General features: G+C 68.5%; 20 protein-coding genes. 12 read left to right on the forward strand and 8 right to left on the reverse strand.

Going from position 1 to position 18889, the window contains the following annotated elements; translation table 11 throughout:
- Nucleotides 1-2: 2 nt before the first annotated feature.
- From trmL to pyrE, 3 genes are all read right to left on the reverse strand, one after another.
- Entirely contained in the window at nt 3-503 is a 501-nt protein-coding gene (trmL, locus tag ACQ1W9_RS18935; protein WP_431024686.1) for a tRNA (uridine(34)/cytosine(34)/5-carboxymethylaminomethyluridine(34)-2'-O)-methyltransferase TrmL, read from the reverse strand.
- Nucleotides 504-589: 86 nt separating this feature from the next.
- Nucleotides 590-1150, reverse strand: coding sequence for a YfaZ family outer membrane protein (locus ACQ1W9_RS18940; protein ID WP_431024687.1), 561 nt, complete (start codon nt 1148-1150; stop codon nt 590-592).
- 34 nt (nt 1151-1184) lie between these two features.
- On the reverse strand, nt 1185-1841 hold the full coding sequence (pyrE, locus tag ACQ1W9_RS18945; RefSeq protein WP_431024688.1) for an orotate phosphoribosyltransferase: 657 nt from the start codon (nt 1839-1841) through the stop codon (nt 1185-1187).
- A gap of 105 nt (nt 1842-1946) precedes the next feature.
- Between pyrE and ACQ1W9_RS18950 the strand changes: the two genes are divergently transcribed.
- Nucleotides 1947-2714 carry an exodeoxyribonuclease III gene (locus ACQ1W9_RS18950; RefSeq protein WP_346060772.1) on the forward strand — a complete coding sequence of 256 codons (768 nt, stop codon included), beginning with the start codon at nt 1947-1949 and terminating at the stop codon, nt 2712-2714.
- A gap of 92 nt (nt 2715-2806) precedes the next feature.
- Here the strand turns inward: ACQ1W9_RS18950 and rph are convergent, their stop codons facing one another.
- Nucleotides 2807-3529, reverse strand: coding sequence for a ribonuclease PH (gene rph, locus ACQ1W9_RS18955; RefSeq protein WP_431024689.1), 723 nt, complete (start codon nt 3527-3529; stop codon nt 2807-2809).
- Between the two features lie 138 nt (nt 3530-3667).
- Here rph and ACQ1W9_RS18960 point away from each other — a divergent pair, with 138 nt between their 5' ends.
- The 6 genes from ACQ1W9_RS18960 (at nt 3668) to ACQ1W9_RS18985 (ending at nt 11868) form a co-directional block, all read left to right on the forward strand.
- Nucleotides 3668-4531 carry a YicC/YloC family endoribonuclease gene (locus ACQ1W9_RS18960; RefSeq protein WP_431024690.1) on the forward strand — a complete coding sequence of 288 codons (864 nt, stop codon included), beginning with the start codon at nt 3668-3670 and terminating at the stop codon, nt 4529-4531.
- A 7-nt stretch (nt 4532-4538) separates the two neighbouring features.
- On the forward strand, nt 4539-6263 hold the full coding sequence (locus tag ACQ1W9_RS18965) for a transporter substrate-binding domain-containing protein (RefSeq protein WP_431024691.1): 1725 nt from the start codon (nt 4539-4541) through the stop codon (nt 6261-6263).
- A complete protein-coding gene (locus tag ACQ1W9_RS18970) occupies nt 6260-7684 on the forward strand; it encodes a sigma-54-dependent transcriptional regulator (RefSeq protein ID WP_431024692.1) in 1425 nt (474 codons plus the stop codon). The genes ACQ1W9_RS18965 and ACQ1W9_RS18970 overlap by 4 nt, the downstream gene beginning before the upstream one ends.
- A 332-nt stretch (nt 7685-8016) precedes the next feature.
- Nucleotides 8017-9477, forward strand: a complete 1461-nt coding sequence (locus ACQ1W9_RS18975) for an alanine/glycine:cation symporter family protein (protein ID WP_431024693.1) — start codon at nt 8017-8019, stop codon at nt 9475-9477.
- Between the two features lie 58 nt (nt 9478-9535).
- On the forward strand, nt 9536-10525 hold the full coding sequence (gene glsB, locus ACQ1W9_RS18980) for a glutaminase B (protein ID WP_431024694.1): 990 nt from the start codon (nt 9536-9538) through the stop codon (nt 10523-10525).
- Between the two features lie 140 nt (nt 10526-10665).
- Nucleotides 10666-11868 (forward strand): MFS transporter, encoded by a 1203-nt coding sequence (locus ACQ1W9_RS18985; RefSeq protein ID WP_431024695.1) that lies wholly within the window; start codon nt 10666-10668, stop codon nt 11866-11868.
- 56 nt (nt 11869-11924) lie between these two features.
- Here ACQ1W9_RS18985 and ACQ1W9_RS18990 read toward each other — a convergent pair whose 3' ends face one another.
- The 4 genes from ACQ1W9_RS18990 to ACQ1W9_RS19005 are packed head-to-tail and all read right to left on the reverse strand — an operon-like array spanning nt 11925 to nt 14578.
- The gene (locus ACQ1W9_RS18990) at nt 11925-12587 is read right to left on the reverse strand and encodes a hypothetical protein (protein WP_431024696.1); all 663 of its coding nucleotides are present in this window, start codon (nt 12585-12587) and stop codon (nt 11925-11927) included.
- Entirely contained in the window at nt 12571-12966 is a 396-nt protein-coding gene (locus ACQ1W9_RS18995) for a hypothetical protein (RefSeq protein WP_431024697.1), read from the reverse strand. The genes ACQ1W9_RS18990 and ACQ1W9_RS18995 overlap by 17 nt, the downstream gene beginning before the upstream one ends.
- On the reverse strand, nt 12963-13904 hold the full coding sequence (locus tag ACQ1W9_RS19000) for a phosphatidate cytidylyltransferase (RefSeq protein ID WP_431026468.1): 942 nt from the start codon (nt 13902-13904) through the stop codon (nt 12963-12965). The genes ACQ1W9_RS18995 and ACQ1W9_RS19000 overlap by 4 nt, the downstream gene beginning before the upstream one ends.
- A 5-nt stretch (nt 13905-13909) precedes the next feature.
- On the reverse strand, nt 13910-14578 hold the full coding sequence (locus ACQ1W9_RS19005; protein WP_431024698.1) for a lysophospholipid acyltransferase family protein: 669 nt from the start codon (nt 14576-14578) through the stop codon (nt 13910-13912).
- 145 nt (nt 14579-14723) lie between these two features.
- On the opposite strand from ACQ1W9_RS19005, the gene gmk reads away from it, so the two are divergent.
- From gmk to thpR, 5 genes are all read left to right on the forward strand, one after another.
- Complete coding sequence (gene gmk, locus ACQ1W9_RS19010) at nt 14724-15356, forward strand: guanylate kinase (RefSeq protein ID WP_346060786.1); 633 nt, start codon at nt 14724-14726, stop codon at nt 15354-15356.
- 64 nt (nt 15357-15420) lie between these two features.
- Entirely contained in the window at nt 15421-15675 is a 255-nt protein-coding gene (gene rpoZ / locus ACQ1W9_RS19015; protein ID WP_346060787.1) for a DNA-directed RNA polymerase subunit omega, read from the forward strand.
- A 50-nt stretch (nt 15676-15725) separates the two neighbouring features.
- Nucleotides 15726-17864: a RelA/SpoT family protein gene (locus ACQ1W9_RS19020; protein WP_431024699.1), complete on the forward strand. Its 2139-nt coding sequence runs from the start codon at nt 15726-15728 to the stop codon at nt 17862-17864.
- A gap of 79 nt (nt 17865-17943) precedes the next feature.
- The gene (locus tag ACQ1W9_RS19025) at nt 17944-18333 is read left to right on the forward strand and encodes a RidA family protein (protein WP_346060789.1); all 390 of its coding nucleotides are present in this window, start codon (nt 17944-17946) and stop codon (nt 18331-18333) included.
- A gap of 21 nt (nt 18334-18354) precedes the next feature.
- On the forward strand, nt 18355-18885 hold the full coding sequence (gene thpR / locus ACQ1W9_RS19030) for an RNA 2',3'-cyclic phosphodiesterase (RefSeq protein WP_431024700.1): 531 nt from the start codon (nt 18355-18357) through the stop codon (nt 18883-18885).
- Nucleotides 18886-18889 lie beyond the last annotated feature (4 nt).

An 18889-nucleotide genomic window follows, 5' to 3' on the forward strand; every position in this document is an offset into this window, starting at 1 on the left:
GCTTACTCCTTGGGGCCGCCGGACGGCTCGGGCCCGGCTAGACTAGCCCCGGGAAAGCCCAGCTGGCGCCAGGCCTCATAGACCAGCACCGCGCAGGCATTGGAGAGGTTGAGGCTGCGGCTGTCCTCGCGCATGGGAATGCGCAGCCGCTGGGACTCGGGCAGGGCATCCAGCAGCGCCTGGGGCAGGCCGCGGGTCTCGGGGCCGAACACCAGGGCGTCGCCTTCCCGGTAGCGGGGCTCGTGGTAACCGGTACCGCCGCGGGTGGAGACCGCGAAGAGCCGCTCCGGCGCCACCGCTTCGAGGAAGGCCTCCCAGCCGGGATGCACCCGCACCCGCGCCCACTCGTGGTAGTCGAGGCCGGCGCGGCGCAGCCGCTTGTCGTCCAGCATGAAGCCCAGCGGCTCGATCAGGTGCAACCGGAAGCCGGTGTTGGCACACAGGCGGATCAGGTTGCCGGTGTTGGGCGGGATCTCGGGCTGGTAGAGCACCACATCAAGCATAAGCGCTTCCTGAAACGATCATCGGCCAAACGCGCTCGGGCCCCATGACGGGGCCCGAGGCAACGACGGCTGGCGACGGGAGGGGATCAGAAGACCAGGCGCACGCCGCCGTGCACGCCGCTATCGAGGGTCCGGGTACCGATGCCGGGGTGATCGAAATCGGCCCGGAAGCGGCGGTAGCCCAGGTAGGCGTCGACGTTGGCGGTCACCGCATAGCGGGCCCGTACCCCGTACTCGACGGCATCGTCCAGGTCGCCATTACTGACCACGCCGGGGGTATAGAAGCCATAGCCGCCCAGGGAGACCGCCGGCGCCTGGGGCAGGTAGGCATAGCCGTAGCCGCCCAGGCCCAGGCCGCCGCCGTCGCCGAAGTCGCTGTCCACCTGGGTCCAGCGGGCGCCGACGGCGATCTCGTAGTCGCGGGCTCGTTCCACGCCGAGCAGCTGGCCGTGCCAGGCGGTGGCATCGCCGCGGTAGTCGCTGTCCAGCACGCCGGCGCCCAGTTGAATGCCGGGAGTCACCTCGACATTGGTCTCGAACTGCACCGCATCGCCGCTCAGGTTAAGGTCCAGGCTGGCGGCCTGGCACAGGGAGCCAGCGGCCAGCGCCAGGGCGCCGGCGACCCACAGGGAAGGGATCATTTTCATGGGAGACTCGTTTTCCTTGCTTGCCGAGGCCGTGTCAGTCGGCCTGAATTCCGTAACGGGCCCGGTAGTCGCGAATCGCCGCGGCGTGAGCCTTGAGCTCCTCGCCGGCGTGCTCCTCCAGGTACTGAAGCACCAGGTCGAGGGTGACGATGCTTACCACCGGCATGCCGTAGCGCTCCTGCACTTCCTGGATGGCGCTCTGCTCGCCCTTGCCGCGCTCCTGGCGATCCAGGGCGATCACCACCCCGGCGGCCTTGGCGCCGGCGGCATCGATCAACTGCATCACCTCGCCGATGGCGGTACCGGCGGTGATGACGTCGTCGATGATCAGGATGCGACCCGCCAGGTCGGCGCCGACGATATTGCCGCCCTCGCCGTGATCCTTGGCCTCCTTGCGATTGAAGGCGAAGGGGGTATCGCGGTCATGGCCGTCGGCCAGGGCCACGGCGGTAGTGGCGGCCAGGGGGATGCCCTTGTAGGCGGGCCCGAAGAGCACATCGAAGTCGAGGCCGCTGTCGGCGATGGCCTGGGCATAGCAGCGGCCCAGGCGCGCCAGGGCCGCGCCACTCTTGAACAGGCCGGCATTGAAGAAGTAGGGGCTGACCCGCCCGGACTTGAGGGTGAACTCGCCGAAGCGCAGGACGCCCTGCTGGATGGCGAACTCGATGAATTCTCGCTGATATGGCTGCATGCTGTCCGCCACGCTTCCCCCTATCATGGTTAATCGGTACGGGCCATTTACCCAAACGTCGAAACGTCAGGTATCATACACGCGCGACGGTAAAGGGACTATGTGATGAAGATCGCGACCATTAATGTGAACGGCATCCGCGAAGCGGTGAGCCGCGGTTTCCTGGATTGGCTGGCCAATCAGGACGCCGATGTCGTTTGCGTGCAGAATCTGAAGACCAAGAGTTTCGAGCTCGACGATAGCATCCTCTACCCGGAAGGCTACGAGGGCTATTTCCTGGACGCCGAGGAGGATGGCTTCTCCGGCGTGGGGATCTATTGCCGCAAGATCCCCAAGGCGATCATGTACGGCCTGGGTTTCCCCCAGTGCGACAATGAGGCGCGCTTCCTGCAGGCCGACTACGATCGCTTCAGCATCGTCAGCTTCCTGATGCCCGACGGCAGCGACCCCCAGGCCAAGCAGGCCTTTATGGAGCAGTACCAGGAGTACCTGGCCAAGATGGCCCGCAAGCGCCGCGAGTACATCATCTGCGGCACCTGGCACATCGCCCACAAGACCATCGACCTGGAGAACTGGGCCGATAACCAGACCACCCCGGGCTTCAAGCCCGAGGAGCGGGCCTGGATGGACCAGCTGTTCGGCCCCACCGGCTTTATCGACACCTTCCGCGAGATCAACCGCGACGCCGGCGAGTACACCTGGTGGCCCAGGCTCGACCAGGAGGTGCCGCGCTCCCGCCAGGAGGGCTGGCGCCTCGACTACCAGGTGGTGGGCCCCAACTTCCGCCGCCATGTGGTCGACGCCTGGATCGACCACGACGCCACCTTCTCGGAGTTCGCGCCGCTGATCGTGGAATATGACCTGACGCTGTGACCCAGGCCTCCGTCGCCGCCCCTCCGGGGCCCTATCACGCCGGCTGACTCAGCCGGCGTGATGCGTTTCAGCGGTCGCCTGTCTGGCCGGAATCAGTCGCGAATGCCCAGGGCCTCGCGCTGGCGGGCGAACAGGGTCGCCCCCGCGCCCTCGGCCAGCTCCAGCATGGTGTTGAGCTCGGCACGGCTGAACTGGCCCGCCTCGGCGGTGCCCTGCACCTCGATCAGGCCGCCCCCTTCGGTCATCACCACGTTCATGTCGGTATCGGCGGCGCTGTCCTCCGGGTAGTCCAGGTCCACCACCGGCTGGCCCTTGAACAGCCCCACCGAGATGGAGCCCACCAGTTGATGGAAGGGGTCGGACTTGATCAGCTTCTTGCGCTGCAGGTAGCGGATGGCGTCCACCAGGGCCACGCAGCCGCCGGTGATGGCGGCGGTGCGGGTACCGCCATCGGCCTGGATGACATCGCAGTCCACGGTGATGGTGAATTCGCCGAGCTTCTTCAGGTTCACCGCGGCACGCAGCGAGCGGCCGATCAGCCGCTGGATCTCCAGGGTACGGCCGCCCTGCTTGCCCCGGGCCGCCTCGCGACCGCTCCGGGTGTGGGTGGCCCGGGGCAGCATGCCGTACTCGGCGGTGACCCAGCCCTGGCCCTTGCCGCGCAGCCAGCGCGGTACCCCGGCCTCGACGCTGGCGTTGCACAGCACCTTGGTGTCGCCGAACTCCACCAGCACCGAGCCCTCGGCGTGGCGGGTGTAGTCCCGGGTCAGGCGAATCTCGCGGGGCTGGTCGGGCTGTCGTCCGCTGGGGCGCATAGAACCTCTCATCTTCGGGTGAAATCTCTGGGCCGAGCCATGCCAACGACAATGGCCCTGGAACCTCTGGCAGGGCGGTCATTCTACACCCTTAATCGGTTACACTGTCGCCCCCTGCGCCCGCCATCAGGAGTTCCCATGGTTCACAGCATGACCGCCTTCACCCGGCTGAGCCGGGACGCCAACTGGGGTAGCCTGCAACTGGAGCTGCGCTCCGTGAACCAGCGCTACCTGGAGCCCCATTTCCGCCTTCCCGACAGCCTCCGCGACCTGGAGCCGGCCTTCCGCGAGACCCTGCGCCGCCGCCTGGCCCGGGGCAAGGTGGAGTGCAGCCTGCGCTTCGAGCCCGCCGGCGAGGGCGAGGCGCTGACCATCAACCGTCAACGCCTGGCCGCCCTGAGCTTCGCCCTGCAGCAGGTCCGCGCCGAGATTCCCGATGCCCCCATGCCGAACGCCCTGGCACTGCTCGATCACCCCGGCGTCGTCGAGGCCGCCGACCCGGACCTGGAGGCGATCAAGGCCGAGGCCAGCGCCCTCTTCGCCGCGGCGGTGGACGACCTGATCGAGGGCCGCGCCCGGGAGGGCGCCAAGCTGGCCGAGCTGATCCGCGACCGCCTGGCCGGCATTCGCCAGCAGGTCACCACGGTGCGCGGCCTGCTGCCGGCGATCCTCGAGCGCCAGCGCCACCAGCTCCAGGAACGCCTGGCCGCCCTGCAGGCCGAGCTGGAGCCCCAGCGCCTGGAGGCGGAGATCGCCCTGCTGGCCCAGAAGGCCGACGTGGACGAGGAGCTCGATCGCCTGGAGACCCACGTGGCCGAGGTGGAGCGCCAGTTGACCCAGAAGGGGCCCGTGGGCCGCCGCCTCGACTTCCTGATGCAGGAGCTCAACCGCGAGGCCAACACCCTCTCCTCCAAGTCGGTGGTGGCCGAAAGCACCCGCTGCGCGGTGGAACTCAAGGTGCTGATCGAGCAGATGCGCGAGCAGATCCAGAATATCGAGTGACTCCGGCATGATCGCCCGCCCACGCCTCGCCACCCACCACCTCCTGCCGCTGCTGCTGGCGCTGCTCACCGTGCTGCCGGCGGCGGCCCGGGGGCAGGCCGGCGAGGCCGAATCGGTGATCGTGGTGGGCGGGGATCGCTACCATCCGCCCTACGAGTTCCTCGACGACGAGGGTCAGCCGGCCGGCTACAACGTCGAGCTGACCCGGGCTATCGCCGAGGTGATGGGCCTCGAGGTGCGCATCGAGCTGGCGACCTGGAGCGAGGTGCGTCGCGGCCTGGAGAGCGGCGAGATCGATATCCTCCAGGGCATGTCCTATTCCGAGGCGCGTACCCAGGCCTTCGACTTCGCCCCGCCCCATGCCATCGTCCACCAGTCGATCTTCGCCCGCCGCGGCACGCCCCCGGTGGAGAGCCTCGAGGCCCTGCGCGGCCAGGAGGTGATCGTCCAGCGCGGCGATATCATGCATGACTTCCTGCTCGAGCAGGACCTGGATATCCGCCCGATCACCACCGATACCCATGCCGACGCCCTGCGCTCCCTGGCCGCCGGCCAGCACGACTACGCCCTGGTGGCCAACCTGCCGGCGCTCTACCTGAGCCGCGAGCTCGGGCTGACCAACCTGGAGCCGGTGGCCCGGCCCTTCTCGCTGCGCTACGGCTATGCGGTGCAGCGCGGCAACGCCGACCTGCTGGCCCAGTTCAGCGAGGGGCTCGCCATCCTCAAGAATACCGGCCGCCACCAGGCGATCTATGATCGCTGGCTCGGCCCCCTGGAGCAGGCCGAGGGCATCCCCTGGAAGCGCATCGGCCTGATCGGCGCCGTGCTCTCCGGCCTGTTGCTGCTGGTGCTGGGCGGCATCGTGGTGTGGAACCGCATGCTCAAGCGCCAGGTCGCCACCCACACCGAGGAGCTGCGCCAGCGCCAGCAGCAGCTGATCCAGGCCGACAAGATGACCTCCCTGGGCATCCTGGTCTCCGGCGTGGCCCACGAGATCAACAACCCCAGCGGCCTGCTGCTGCTCAACCTGCCGGTGCTGCGCGACGCCTACGACGACGCCCGGCCGATCCTCGAGGCCCACTATCGGGAGCACGGCGACTTCTCCTTCGGCGGCCTGCCCTACTCGCGGATGCGCGACGAGATCCCGCCCATGCTCGACGAGATGCTCGAGGGCACCCAACGCATCAAGCGCATCGTCGGCGACCTCAAGGACTTCGCCCGCCAGGACAGCCGCGACCTGGATGACGCCCTGGACCTCAACCAGGTGGTGCGCACCGCCACGCGCCTGGTGGACAACTCGATCCGCCAGGCCACCGACCGCTTCGAGACCCACTATGCCGCGGACCTGCCCGCGGTGCGCGGCAATACCCAGCGCATCGAGCAGGTGGCGATCAACCTGGTCCTGAATGCCTGCCAGGCCCTGGAGCACCGCGACCAGGGCATTCGCCTGAGCACCCGGCATGACAGCGTCGAACGCCGGGTGATCCTGGAGGTGGCGGACCAGGGCCGTGGCATCCCCGCCGAGGCCCTGAACCGCCTGACCGACCCCTTCTTCACCACCCGTCGGGAGTGCGGCGGCACCGGCCTGGGGCTCTCGGTCTCCGCCGGCATCGTCCATGAGCATGGCGGCGCGCTGGCCTTCGCCTCCCGGCCGGGGGAAGGCACCACCGTGACCCTGTCGCTGCCGGTGGGGGATCCGCCGCCGAGTACGAGCCAGAGGAAGCGCCCATGACCGACAACCGCTACCCCGACTTCGGCGTCCTGCTGGTGGACGACGAGCCCTCCTACCTGCGCGGCCTGAGCATCGCCCTGGAGCGCGCCGGCATCACCCATCTGCAGCGTTGCGAGGATCCGCGCCGGGTCATGGAACTCCTGGCCCGGGAGCCGATCGGCCTGGTGACCCTCGACCTGACCATGCCGCACCTCTCCGGGGAGGCGCTGCTGGCGCGAATCGTCGAGGAGCACCCGGACGTCGGGGTCATCGTCATCAGCGGCATGAACCAGGTGGAGACCGCCGTCGACTGCATCAAGAACGGCGCCTTCGACTACTTCGTCAAGACCGACGAGCAGCGCCGCCTGATCGAGGGCATCAAGCGCGCCATTCGCCTCCAGGAGCTGAAGCTCGAGAACCAGGCGCTACGCCAGCGCTTTCTCGACGATACCCTGGAGCACCCCGAGGCCTTCGCGCCGATCATCACCGCCGACAAGGGCATGCGCGCGGTCTTCCAGTACCTGGAGTCGGTGGCGCCGAGCCGCCAGCCGCTGCTGATCTGCGGCGAGAGCGGCGTCGGCAAGGAGCTGGTGGCCCGCGCCGTGCATCGCCTCAGCGGCCGCCCGGGCCCGCTGGTCAGCGTCAATGTGGCGGGGCTCGACGACAACGTCTTCGCCGACACCCTGTTCGGCCACCAGCGTGGCGCCTTCACCGGCGCCGACCAGGCCCGCGCCGGCATGATCGAGCAGGCCGCCGAGGGCACCCTCTTCCTCGACGAGATCGGCGACCTCAGCCTGGCCTCCCAGGTGAAGCTGCTGCGGCTGCTCCAGGAGGGCGAGTACTATCCGCTGGGCAGCGACCGCCCCAAGCGCCTGAACGCCCGCATCGTGGTGGCCACCCACCGCGACCTGCACGCCAAGCAACAGGCCGGCGACTTCCGCAAGGACCTCTACTACCGGCTGCGCACCCACCAGGTGCTGATTCCTCCCCTGCGGCGGCGCAAGCCGGACCTGCCCCTGCTGCTGGACCACTTCCTGGCCGAGGCCGCCGAGGAGCTGGGCAAGTCGGTGCCGAGCTATCCACCGGAACTGCCGGTGCTGCTGGCCAACTACGACTTCCCTGGCAATGTCCGCGAGCTGCGTGCCATGGCCTTCGATGCCATGAGCCTGCACCGCAGCCGCATGCTCTCCATGGAGGCCTTCAAGCGTGCCATCGAGCAGGGCGGCGGGCAGGCGCCCGCCGCCGAGGCGCGGGAGCGGCCGGTCTTCGCCCCGGACGAGCCCCTGCCCACCCTGCACGAGGTGGCCGACCTGCTGGTCAGCGAGGCGATGCGCCGCGCCGAGGGCAACCAGTCCCTCGCCGCGCGCCTGCTGGGCATCTCCCAGCCGGCGCTGAGCAAGCGACTCAAGCGGCGCCGCCAGGACGATGGCGACCCCCTATAACCCCCGGCCACTTATAACCTGGGTTATAACTCCTTTAAGCGCTTTATTTTCAGATAGTTGCAGAAACTCCCGGCACTACCCAGGACGTCGGGTTATACCCCTTCCCCCGCCTCCCCGTCCCGCCAGACCATCAAAAATACTTTTTAATACAGAAAGTTATAAACAGTTCGGCGACTTGGCACGCGACTTGCTGATAACAGGATGGCTCCCTTGAGGAAGCCCCGACATTCCGAGCAAGAGGTTCGCCCCACCATGCCAATAACAACGTCCCCGATCGCCCGGCCGGTGATCGCCTCCCCGATCCCCCTCACCCTCGTCGCCGGAGGTGCCCCATGCTGGATCTGATCAACGATCTCCTCTGGGGCAAGGTGCTGATCGCCCTGCTGATTGCGGTCGGTATCGGCTTCACCCTGCTGTCGCGCTTCGTGCAGTTCCGCTATTTCGGCCGCATGTTCCGCATCCTCGGTGCCGGCCACGCCTTCAAGCGTAATGCCCATGGCCACCTGAGCTCCTTCCAGGCCCTGCTGCTGTCGGTGGCCGGCCGCGTCGGCGGTGGCAATATCGCCGGGGTGGCGGTGGCCATCACCCTGGGCGGCCCCGGCGCCATCTTCTGGATGTGGGTGGTGGGCCTGATGGGCATGGCCACCAGCTTCCTCGAGTGCACCCTGGCCCAGGCCTACAAGAGCGCCGAGCCCGACGGCACCTACCGCGGCGGCCCGGCCTACTACATCTCCCGGGGCCTGGGCAGTCGCTGGACCTGGCTCGCCGCCCTCTACTCGATCCTGCTGCTGGTGACCTTCGGCTTCGGTTTCACCGCCCTGCAGTCCTATGCCGTGGCCACCTCCGTCGGCGACGCCTTCGGCATCCCGGTGCACTACACCGGCATCGCCCTGGCCGTGCTGGTGGGGCTGATCATCTTCGGCGGCGTCAAGCGCATCGCCCGGGTCACCGAGGTGCTGGTACCGATCATGGCCGTCGGCTACCTGGTGATCGCCATCGCGGTACTGGCCCTCAACGTGGCCCTGATTCCCGACGCCATCCTGCTGATCGTGCACAGCGCCTTCGGCCTGGAGCAGGCCGTCGGCGGCGGCATCGGCGCCGCCATCCTGATGGGCGTCAAGCGCGGCCTGTTCTCCAACGAGGCCGGCCTGGGCAGCGCCCCCAACGTGGCCGCGGTGGCCTATGTGCCGCACCCGGTCAACCAGGGCATCGTGCAGTCCTTCTCGGTGTTTATCGACACCCTGATCATCTGCTCCGCCACCGCCTTTATCATCCTGCTCAGCGGCGCCTATGACCCCGCCCTGGGCGCCGGCGTCGATGGCGTGGCCCTGACCCAGTCCGCCCTCGCCGATCATGTGGGCGAGTGGGGACGCAGCTTCGTCAGCATCGCCCTGCTGCTGTTCGGCTTCAGCACCATCCTCTACAACTACTACCTGGGCGAGAACAGCCTCAACTTCCTCAGCCGCCAGAATGGCCTGCTGTTCAATGCCTTCCGCATCGCCGTCATCGGCCTGTGCGCCTGGGGGGCGACCACCAACCTGGGCACCGTCTTCGCCTTCGCCGATGTGACCATGGGCTTCCTGGCACTGGCCAACCTGATCGCCCTGATCCTGCTGATCAAGCCGGGACTGCGTTTCATGCGCGACTTCGATGAGCAGCTGGGCGCCGGGGTGAAACGGCCGACCTTCGCGGCAGAGAAGTTCGCCGACCTGGAGATCGACCCGGACGCCTGGGCCCTCGAACCGGAGGATCGCCAGCCGGCCGCCGCGCCCTCCCCCGCCACCCCCCAGTAGTCGGTAACGAGGGGCCCGGCGCCCGCCGGGCCCTCTCTCCTTCGAGGACACCCTCTCCATGAATGCCACTCTCTGCGCGCCGAGCCTCGACCTCGGCGACGCGTCGTCCCTGCAGGCCTGGGTGGAATCCATCGAACGCCGGGCTCGCAGCCGGCTCGGCGGCGGCCGGGTCGCCGACTATATCCCGGCCCTGGCCACCCAGCCCGCCGATCGCCTGGGCATCGCCCTGTGCACCCGGGATGGGCGCCTCTACAGTGCCGGCGATGCCGAGGAGCCCTTCTCGATCCAGAGCCTCTCCAAGGTGCTGCTGCTGAGCCTGGCCCTGCGCAGCCATGGGGATGCGCTCTGGCAGCGGGTCGGGCTCAATCCCTCGGGCATGCCCTTCAACTCCCTGATGCAGCTGGAGAGCGAGCGGGGCAAACCGCGCAACCCCTTTATCAATGCCGGCGCCATCGTGGTCACCGATCACCTGGTCAGTGCCTTCGCCACGCCCATGAAGCATCTCCAGGACATCGCCCGGCATCTCTCCGGCAATCCCTCGGTGCTGATCGACCGGGAGGTCCTCGCCTCGGAATGGCAGCACCGCGCCCGCAACGCCGCCGCGGCCTATCTGATGAAGGCCTTCGGCAACCTGAACAATGAGGTGGATGCGGTGCTGGAGACCTATTTCGCCGGCTGCGCCCTGCGCATGAGCTGCCGCGATCTCGCCATCGCCTTCAATTACCTCGCCGCGGACGGCGTGACACAGGCCGGCGGCCAGCCCTTTATCCCGAACGACATGGCCCAGCGCATCAATGCCCTGATGTTCACCTCGGGCATGTATGACGCCGCCGGCGACTTCGCCTACCGGGTGGGCCTGCCGGCCAAGAGCGGCGTCGGCGGCGGCATCGTCGCCATCGTCCCCGGCGAGCTGTCGATCTGCGTCTGGTCACCGGCCCTCGATACCAGCGGCAATTCGGTGGCGGGCCAATATGTCCTGGAACTGATCGCGGAGGGGCTGAGCCACCTCCGCCGGGGCGCCCCCGGGGCCGTGGCTCGGACGTCCTGATTCGGGGCCGCAACCCCGGGGCCTACCGCGACTCACCGGGAAAAGACAATTCGCTTCCTAACAGCCTTTGCCTTACACTTTCGTATTATTACTACACGACCCCGGCCCTCGCCGGGGTCGCTCGCTTTTCTGGAGGCCCCATGACGTCACCTTCCCCTTCCGGCGCCACGGCGCGCAGTCCCCGACTGGCCGAGTTCGCCCTGGCGCTGGGCGGCTTCGGCATCGGTACCAGCGAGTTCGTGATCATGGGCCTGATGCCGCGGGTCGCCGCCGACCTGCAGGTGGCCACCGCCGACGTAGGCTATGCCATCTCCAGCTATGCCCTGGGCGTGGTGGTCGGCGCCCCGCTGATCGCCGCCCTGGCCGCCCGGATGCCGCGTCGCCTGCTGCTGATCCTGCTGATGCTGGTGTTCGCCGTCGGCAATATCGCCAGCGCCCTGGCCACCGCCTTCTGGCCCTTCGTCGGCCTGCGCTTCCTGGCCGGCCTGCCCCATGGCGCCTACTTCGGCGTCGCCGCCCTGGTGGCCGCGGCGGCGGTGCCCATCGACCAGCGCGCCCGGGCCATCGCCCGGGTGATGCTGGGGCTGACCGGGGCCATCGTGGTGGGCGCGCCCCTGGCCACCTGGGCCGGCCAGTGGCTGGGCTGGCCCAGCGCCTTTATCGGCGTCGGCGGGATTGCCCTGACCACCGCGCTACTGATTCGCCTCTGGGTCCCGTCCCAGCCCCGTGACGCCCAGGCCAGTCCGCGCCGCGAGCTCGGCGCCCTGGTCAAGCGGCAAGTGCTGGTCACCCTAGGCATCGCCAGCATCGGCTTCGGCGGCATGTTCGCGGTGTTCAGCTATGTGGTGCCGACCCTGGCCAGCCAGGCCGGCATGCGCGAATCGGTGGGCCCCTGGGCGCTGGCAATCTTCGGCATCGGCGGCATCCTCGGCAACCTGGTCGGCGCCCGGCTCGCCGACCGCCACCTGATGAAGGCGATTCCGCGCATCCTGGTGTGGTGTCTCCTGGTGCAGGGGGGCTTCTATTTCGCCGCCAACCATCTGGTCACCGGGCTGCTGTTCGTCGGCCTGGTGGGCACCAGCATGGCCCTGGGGCCGGCGCTGCAGACCCGGCTGATGGACGTGGCCGGCGACGCCCAGACCATGGCCGCCTCGATGAACCACGCCGCCTTCAACTGCGCCAATGCCCTGGGCGCCTGGCTGGCCGCGATGACCATCAAGGCCGGCGCGGTATGGTCCGCCTCCGGGCTGGTGGGGGCCGGCCTGGCCGCCGGTGGCCTGGGGGTCTTCCTGGCCGGCCAGTACCTGGAACGCCGCCGCCCAGCGCACCCACTGGCGACCTGAGTGTGACACCCGGGAAGCCGCGCCAACGCCCGACGCGGCCGCAGGCGAGCTGAGCCTTACTCCCGGGGCACCGCGCCCAGCGCCAGGCGCAGCCGCCGCCCGCGCCGCCAGGCGGTGATCAGGCTGCCCAGGGCAATCGCCCAGAGGGCCACGATCAAGAGGCCATCGCGGCCCTCCCATAGCGGCGCGGCCAGGGTCAGCAGGGTCGCCCCGGTGAGCAGCGCCATGCGCTGCGGCTTGGCCATGGGACCGGAGAAGTCGGCGGGCCGGCCACAGGCCTGGCCGAAGGCCTGGCCGAAGGCCCGCACATAGGCGGTCAGCATGGCCATGGCCGCCGCCGCCCAGCCCAGCGCCGGGGCGCCGACGGCATAGCCGACGGCGACCAGGATCAGGGTATCCGAGACCCGGTCCGGCACCTCGTTCCAGAAGACGCCCTCGGCGGACGCCTTGCCGGATTCGATGGCCAGCATGCCATCGAACAGATTGCACAGCAGGCGCCCCTGGCAGCCCAGGATCGCCACCACCAGCCATAGGCCCCGCGCCATGCCGTCGCCCTGGCCAGCCAGCAGGTAGGCCCCGGCGGCCAGGGCCGCGGCCAGCATGCTGAGCTGCGAGACCCTGTCGGGAGTCAGGGAGGTCGCCGCCAGGCGGCGCGTTATCGCTTGGGCCCAGCCGCTGTCGCGGCTGGCCAGGGGGCGTCGGTCACCGCTCGTCGCCATGTCGTGTCCTCCTCATCCGCCAGAGCGTCAGGTTATAGAGCGTCACATAGCTGCCGGAGACCAGCAGCGGTACGGCGATGGTCGCCAGCAACGCCGGGGTACCGGCCAGCCGATGCAGCACCACCAACACGCTGGCGGAGCCGGCCAGCGCCACCGCCGGCGGCAACCACAGCGCCAGGTGCCCGACGCTGCGGGCGGCGAACCACTCCACCACCCGCTTCAGGTAGAGGGTCAGGCAGGCCGAGAGCGCGCCCTGCAGCAGCGCCGCCTGCTGCGGCTCGGGCGCCGGGTGGGCGCGGTTGGCCCACCAGGCCCAGGCCCCCATGGCCAGGAAGGCGAAGGCCAGGTGCACGGGGGTGCTGGCGGCCCAGCGCCTCATGCCACCGACCAGAAGTAGCGCACCAGATGGAAGAAGATCGGCGCCGAGAACACCACCGAGTCGAGCCGATCGATAAAGCCGCCATGGCCCTCGATCAGGTGTCCCCAGTCCTTGATGCCGCGATCGCGCTTGATCGCCGACATGACCAGCCCGCCGAAGAAGCCCATCAAGGCGATCAGCAGCGCCAGGCCCGCCGCCTGGCCGGGGGAGAAGGGCGTTATCCAGGCCAGGCCGGCGCCGACCAGGGTGGCGCTGGCCACCCCGCCGACGAAGCCCTCGACGGTCTTGGAGGGCGACAGCCGGGGCGCGATCTTGCGCCGCCCCAGCAGCTTGCCCCACACGTACTGCAGCACATCGCTGAGCTGGACCACCACGATCAGGAAGGCGATCAACAGCACGTTACGCCCCTCGTAGCCGGGAATCTCCAGGCTCAGCAGGGCCGGGACATGGGAGACGCAGAACACGCAGATCATCAGCGCCCACTGGACCTCGGCGACCCGCTCCAGGAAACCGCGGCTGTCGCCGCGCAGGGTGGCGAGGATCGGCAGCAGCAGGAAGGCATAGACCGGAATGAAGATCGAGTAGACCCCATACCACTCGATCCAGATCAGGTAATACTGCGCCGGCACCACCACGAAGAAGGCCACGGCCAGTGCCCAGTGGTCGGCGCGGCGCGCATTGACCAGGGTGATGAACTCGCGCAGCGCCGAGAAGGAGGCGAAGGCGAACAGGATCACCACGCCGGTCTTGCCCCCCAGGAAGGCCAGGCCCATCAGCGCCACCATGACCCACCAGGCGCGGATGCGCTGATTGAGGTTCTCGATGACCGCGTTGTCGCCGCGTGGCGAATAGCGGCGCTGCAGCCCATAGCCGACCAGCGAGGCCACCACCAGCAGGGCGCCGATGCCGCCGAGCAATACGATCAGGTCCGGATGCATGGGGGTCACGGCTCGCCCTCCTCGTCGTCGCGCGGGGCGGCGGGGTCGAGGGCCGCCAGGGCCGCGGCCGCCCGCGCCAGGAAGGCCGCCTTGTCCTCGTCGGGCGCGAGGGTCAACGGGGCACCGAAGGTCACCGTACAGATCAGCGGGATCGGCACGACCTCGCCCTTGGGCAATACCCGGTTGAGGTTGGCGATCCACACCGGCACCAGCTCCACCTCCGGGCAGGCGCGGGCGAGGTGGTAGAGGCCGCTCTTGAAGGGCTGAAGGGGCCCCCGGGAGGCGTTGCGGGTGCCCTCGGGAAACAGGATCAGCGAACTGCCCTGGGCCAGCGCCTCGCGCATGATGGCCACCGGGTCCTGGCGACGGGCCTCGGGGCGGCGATCGATCAACACCCCGTCGAAGACATCGCGGATCAGCCAGCGCCGCAGCGGGGAGCATAGCCAGTAGTCGGCCCCGGCCACCGGTCGGGCACATCGCCGCAGCGGTGGGGGCAGCACCGTCCAGATCAGGATGAAATCGCCATGGCTGGCGTGATTGGCATAATAGATGCGCTGGCGGCGCAGCGGCTCGACGCCGTCCCAGACGGGGCGCACGGCGGTGATGAAGCGGGCCACGCAGCGCACCAGGGTCGCCACCGCCCGCGCCAACATCACGCGGAATCTCCCTTCCATGGGCTCGTCTCCTCCGCCCCGCCTCGTCCGGGGCTCAAGGGCTTATCATGGCAGCTGGCCCAACGGATGAGAAGCGCGGCAGAATATGCCATACTGCGCGCCTTTTTTCCGTCTCCCGTCCGCTGTCGAACAGGACCCCTCGGCCATGTCCCAAGGTACCCTCTTTATCGTTTCCGCTCCCTCCGGCGCCGGCAAGACCAGCCTGGTACGCGAGCTGATCGAGCGCCTCGACGGCATCGAGGTGAGCGTTTCCCATACCACCCGGCCCAGGCGGCCCGGCGAGGTCGACGGCGTCAACTACCATTTCGTGGACCAGCCCGCCTTCGAGGCGATGATCGCGCGTGGCGACTTCGTCGAGCACGCCCGGGTCTTCGACAACTACTACGGCACCTCGCGTCCGGCGGTGCAGGCGCGCCTGGCCGCCGGCCAGGACGTGATCCTGGAGATCGACTGGCAGGGCGCCCGCCAGGTCCGCCAGCAGTTCCCCGAGGCCCCGTCGGTGTTTATCCTGCCCCCCTCCCGGGCGGCCCTGGAGCAGCGCCTCACCGGCCGCGGCACCGACGACGCCGCGGTGATCGCCCGGCGCATGCACGATGCCATCAGCGAAATGTCTCACTATGACGAGTACGATCATGTGATCATCAATGATGACTTCGCCGTGGCCCTGGACGAGCTGTGCGCCCTGGTGGTGGCCGGCCGCACCCGGTTGGCGCGGGTCCGCGATAGCCAGGGCCCCTTGATCGAGGCGCTCTTGTCACAGGATCATGGGGTCGAGTAGACTTTTTTGTCCCCCCGAATACACGCCGTGCACACGCCGGCAGTGCAACATCAGGATACCGTTCATGGCGCGAGTTACCGTTGAAGATTGTCTGGATCACGTGGAAAACCGTTTCAAGCTGGTGATGATTTCCACCCAGCGCGCCCGTCAGCTGGCCCGCGGCTCCCGTGATGCCCTGCTGCCCTGGGACAACGACAAGCCTACCGTGATGGCGCTGCGCGAGATTGCCGCCGGCAAGATCGACGACCAGGTGCTCAATGAGCCGGTGGAGGCTCCGGTACGGCCGCGGCCGGAGGCGGAAGCAGGCTTCGGCGAGTAACGGTCCCGCCGTCTCTCGCCCCTTCCCCTTCGCAGCAATAAGGCGCGCCCATGTTTACCATCGACGACCTGGCCGACCGCCTCGGCAGCTATCTGCCCGCCGAGGAGATCCAGCAGGTCAAGCGCGCCTTCTATTACGCCGAGCAGGCCCATGACGGCCAGCGCCGCCGTTCCGGCGAACCCTATGTGACCCATCCCCTGGCCGTGGCCAATATCCTCGCCAATATGCATATGGACCATCAGAGCCTGATGGCCGCCATGCTGCATGACGTGATCGAGGATACCGGCGTGCCCAAGGACGCCCTGGCCGCCCAGTTCGGTGAGCCGGTGGCGGAACTCGTCGACGGCGTCTCCAAGCTGACCCAGATCGCCTTCGAGGACAAGGCGGTGGCCCAGGCGGAGAACTTCCAGAAGATGGTGCTGGCGATGTCCCGGGATATCCGGGTGATCATCGTCAAGCTCGCCGACCGCCTGCACAACATGCGCACCCTGGGCGCCCTGCGCCCGGAGAAGAAGCGCCGCATCGCCCGCGAGACCCTGGAGATCTACGCCCGCATCGCCAGCCGCCTGGGCATCAACACCATCCGCGTGGAGCTGGAGGACCTCTCCTTCCAGGCCATCTACCCGATGCGCGCCGAGCGCATCAAGCGGGCGGTGAGCAAGGCCCGGGGCCATCGCCGCTCGGCGATTCGCCAGCTGCAGACCAGCCTCCAGCAGTGCCTGGACGACGAGGGGCTGTCCGGCAACGTGGTGGGGCGCCAGAAGCACCTGCTCTCCATCTACCGCAAGATGCGCGACCAGCAGAAGTCCTTCGCCGAGATCATGGACGTCTTCGGCTTCCGCATCATCACCGACAGCGTCGACAGCTGCTACCGCATCCTCGGCGTGGTGCACAACCTCTACAAGCCGGTACCGGGGCGCTTCAAGGACTATATCGCCATCCCCAAGGCCAACGGCTACCAGAGCCTGCATACCACCCTGTTCGGCGCCGGCGGCATGCCCATCGAGGTGCAGATCCGCACCCGCGAGATGGAGGCCATGGCCAACAACGGCATCGCCGCCCACTGGCTCTACAAGGCCGGCCAGACCGACCATCCCATCGCCGAGGGCAGCCACGCCCGGGCCCGCCAGTGGGTCAAGGGGCTGCTGGAGATGCAGCGTCACGCCGGGGACTCGCTGGAGTTCATCGAGCACGTCAAGAACGACCTCTTCCCCGACGATATCTACGTCTTCACCCCCAAGGGCGACATCATGGAACTGCCCCAGGGGGCCACGGTGATCGACTTCGCCTATAGCGTGCACACCGATATCGGCAACAGCTGCATCGCCTGTCGCATCGATCGCCACCTGGCGCCGCTCTCCACCCGGTTGGAGAGCGGCCAGACCCTGGAGATCATCACCGCCCCGGGGGCCAAGCCCAATACCACCTGGCTCTCCTTCGTGATCACCGCCAAGGCACGCTCGGCGATCCGCCATGCCCTCAAGTATCAGCAGCATACCGAGTCGGTCCAGTTGGGGCGGCGCCTGCTCAACAAGGCCCTGGCGGATTTCGAGACCAGCCTGGAAGAGCTGCCGGAGGGGCACCTGGCCGCCCAACTGGAGGTGCTGTCGGTCAACCACGAAGACGAGCTGCTGGAGTCCATCGGCCTCGGCACCCGCATGGCCTATGCGGTGGCCCGGCGCCTGGTGGAGGCGCTACCGGAGGGCCGGGAGGCGCCGCGCACCCCCAGCTCTTCGCAGGGCGACAGCCCGGTGGTGATCAGCGGCGCCGAGGGCATGGTGATCAAGTTCGCGCGCTGCTGTCACCCGCTGCCCGGCGACCCGGTGCTGGGCCACCTCTCGGTGGGCAAGGGCATCGTGGTGCACCGCGCCGACTGCCGCAACCTCAATGACCTCAAGGGGGATCCGGAGAAGCTCTTCCCCCTGGAGTGGTCGGAGACCATCACCGAGGACTTCCCGGTGGCGCTGCGCATCGAGATGGAGACCCGTCGCGGCCTGGTGGCGGAGCTGGCCAGCCTGGTCACCGATGCCGATGCCAATATCGAGCGCATCGGCATCGAGGAGCGCGATGCCCGCCTGGCCATCGTCAACCTGACCCTGGCGGTGCACGACCGTATCCACCTGGCGCGCATCATCAAGCGCATCCGCAACCTGCCCCAGGTGGGTCGCGTCGGCCGCGTCCGCAACTGATTTCCAACCTCCGGCCCCGCCGCCTGCACCGGGCGGCGGGGCCCACTTTTTCCCACACAACCACAGCGAGGACACCCCCATGAGCAACAAGGCCGTGATCAATACCGACAAGGCGCCCGCCGCCATCGGCCCCTACTCCCAGGCCATCAAGGCCGGCAACACCGTCTATATGTCCGGCCAGATCCCCCTGGACCCGGCCACCATGGAACTGGTCTCCGATGACTTCGAGGCCCAGGCTCGCCAGGTCTTCACCAACCTCAAGGCGGTCTGCGAGGAAGCCGCCGGCTCCCTGGGCGAGATCGTCAAGATCAACCTCTACCTGGTGGACCTGGACAACTTCGCCATCGTCAACAAGGTGATGGAGGAGTTCTTCGGCGCCCCCTTCCCGGCCCGCGCCGCGGTCGGCGTCAAGGCCCTGCCCAAGGGCAGCCAGGTGGAGGCCGAGGCGGTGATGGTGATCGGCGACTGAGCCGACCCGAGGCGTCCCGGCGTGCGGCTCTTCTTCGCCCTGCGCCCCGACCCGGCCCTGGGCGAACGACTCGTCGCCCTGGCCGAGCAGGCCCGCCGCCGCTGCGGCGGGCGTGCCACCCCTCGGGCATCGCTGCACCTGACCCTGGCCTTCCTCGGCGAGGTGCCCGAGTCCCGCCGCGACGCCCTGATTCGGCTCACCGAAGCGTTTTCCTGCCCACCGGGCACCTGGTCTGCGGATCGCTACGGCCAGTTTCGCCGCGGCGGCATCCTCTGGCTCGGCTCGAGCCGCCCCTCACCGGCCCTGGAGGCGCTCCACCGCGACCTCTGGCAGGCCCTGACCGAGCTGGGTTTCTCGCCACCCCGGCGCCCCTTCCTGCCCCATATCACCCTGCTGCGTCACGCATCCCCGGGGAAGCGTGATTCCTGCGTCCTGGCGACGCTGCCCCGCCCACGCCTCGACTGGCACTACACTGGAATCGAGCTGGTTCAATCGGTTGCCGAAGGAGGACGCCACCGATACCGCTACCTGGCTAGCAGTCGCCGCCGCTAATATC

Source organism: Halomonas sp. H5, assembly GCF_050613175.1.
GTDB classification, from domain to species: domain Bacteria; phylum Pseudomonadota; class Gammaproteobacteria; order Pseudomonadales; family Halomonadaceae; genus Bisbaumannia; species Bisbaumannia salifodinae.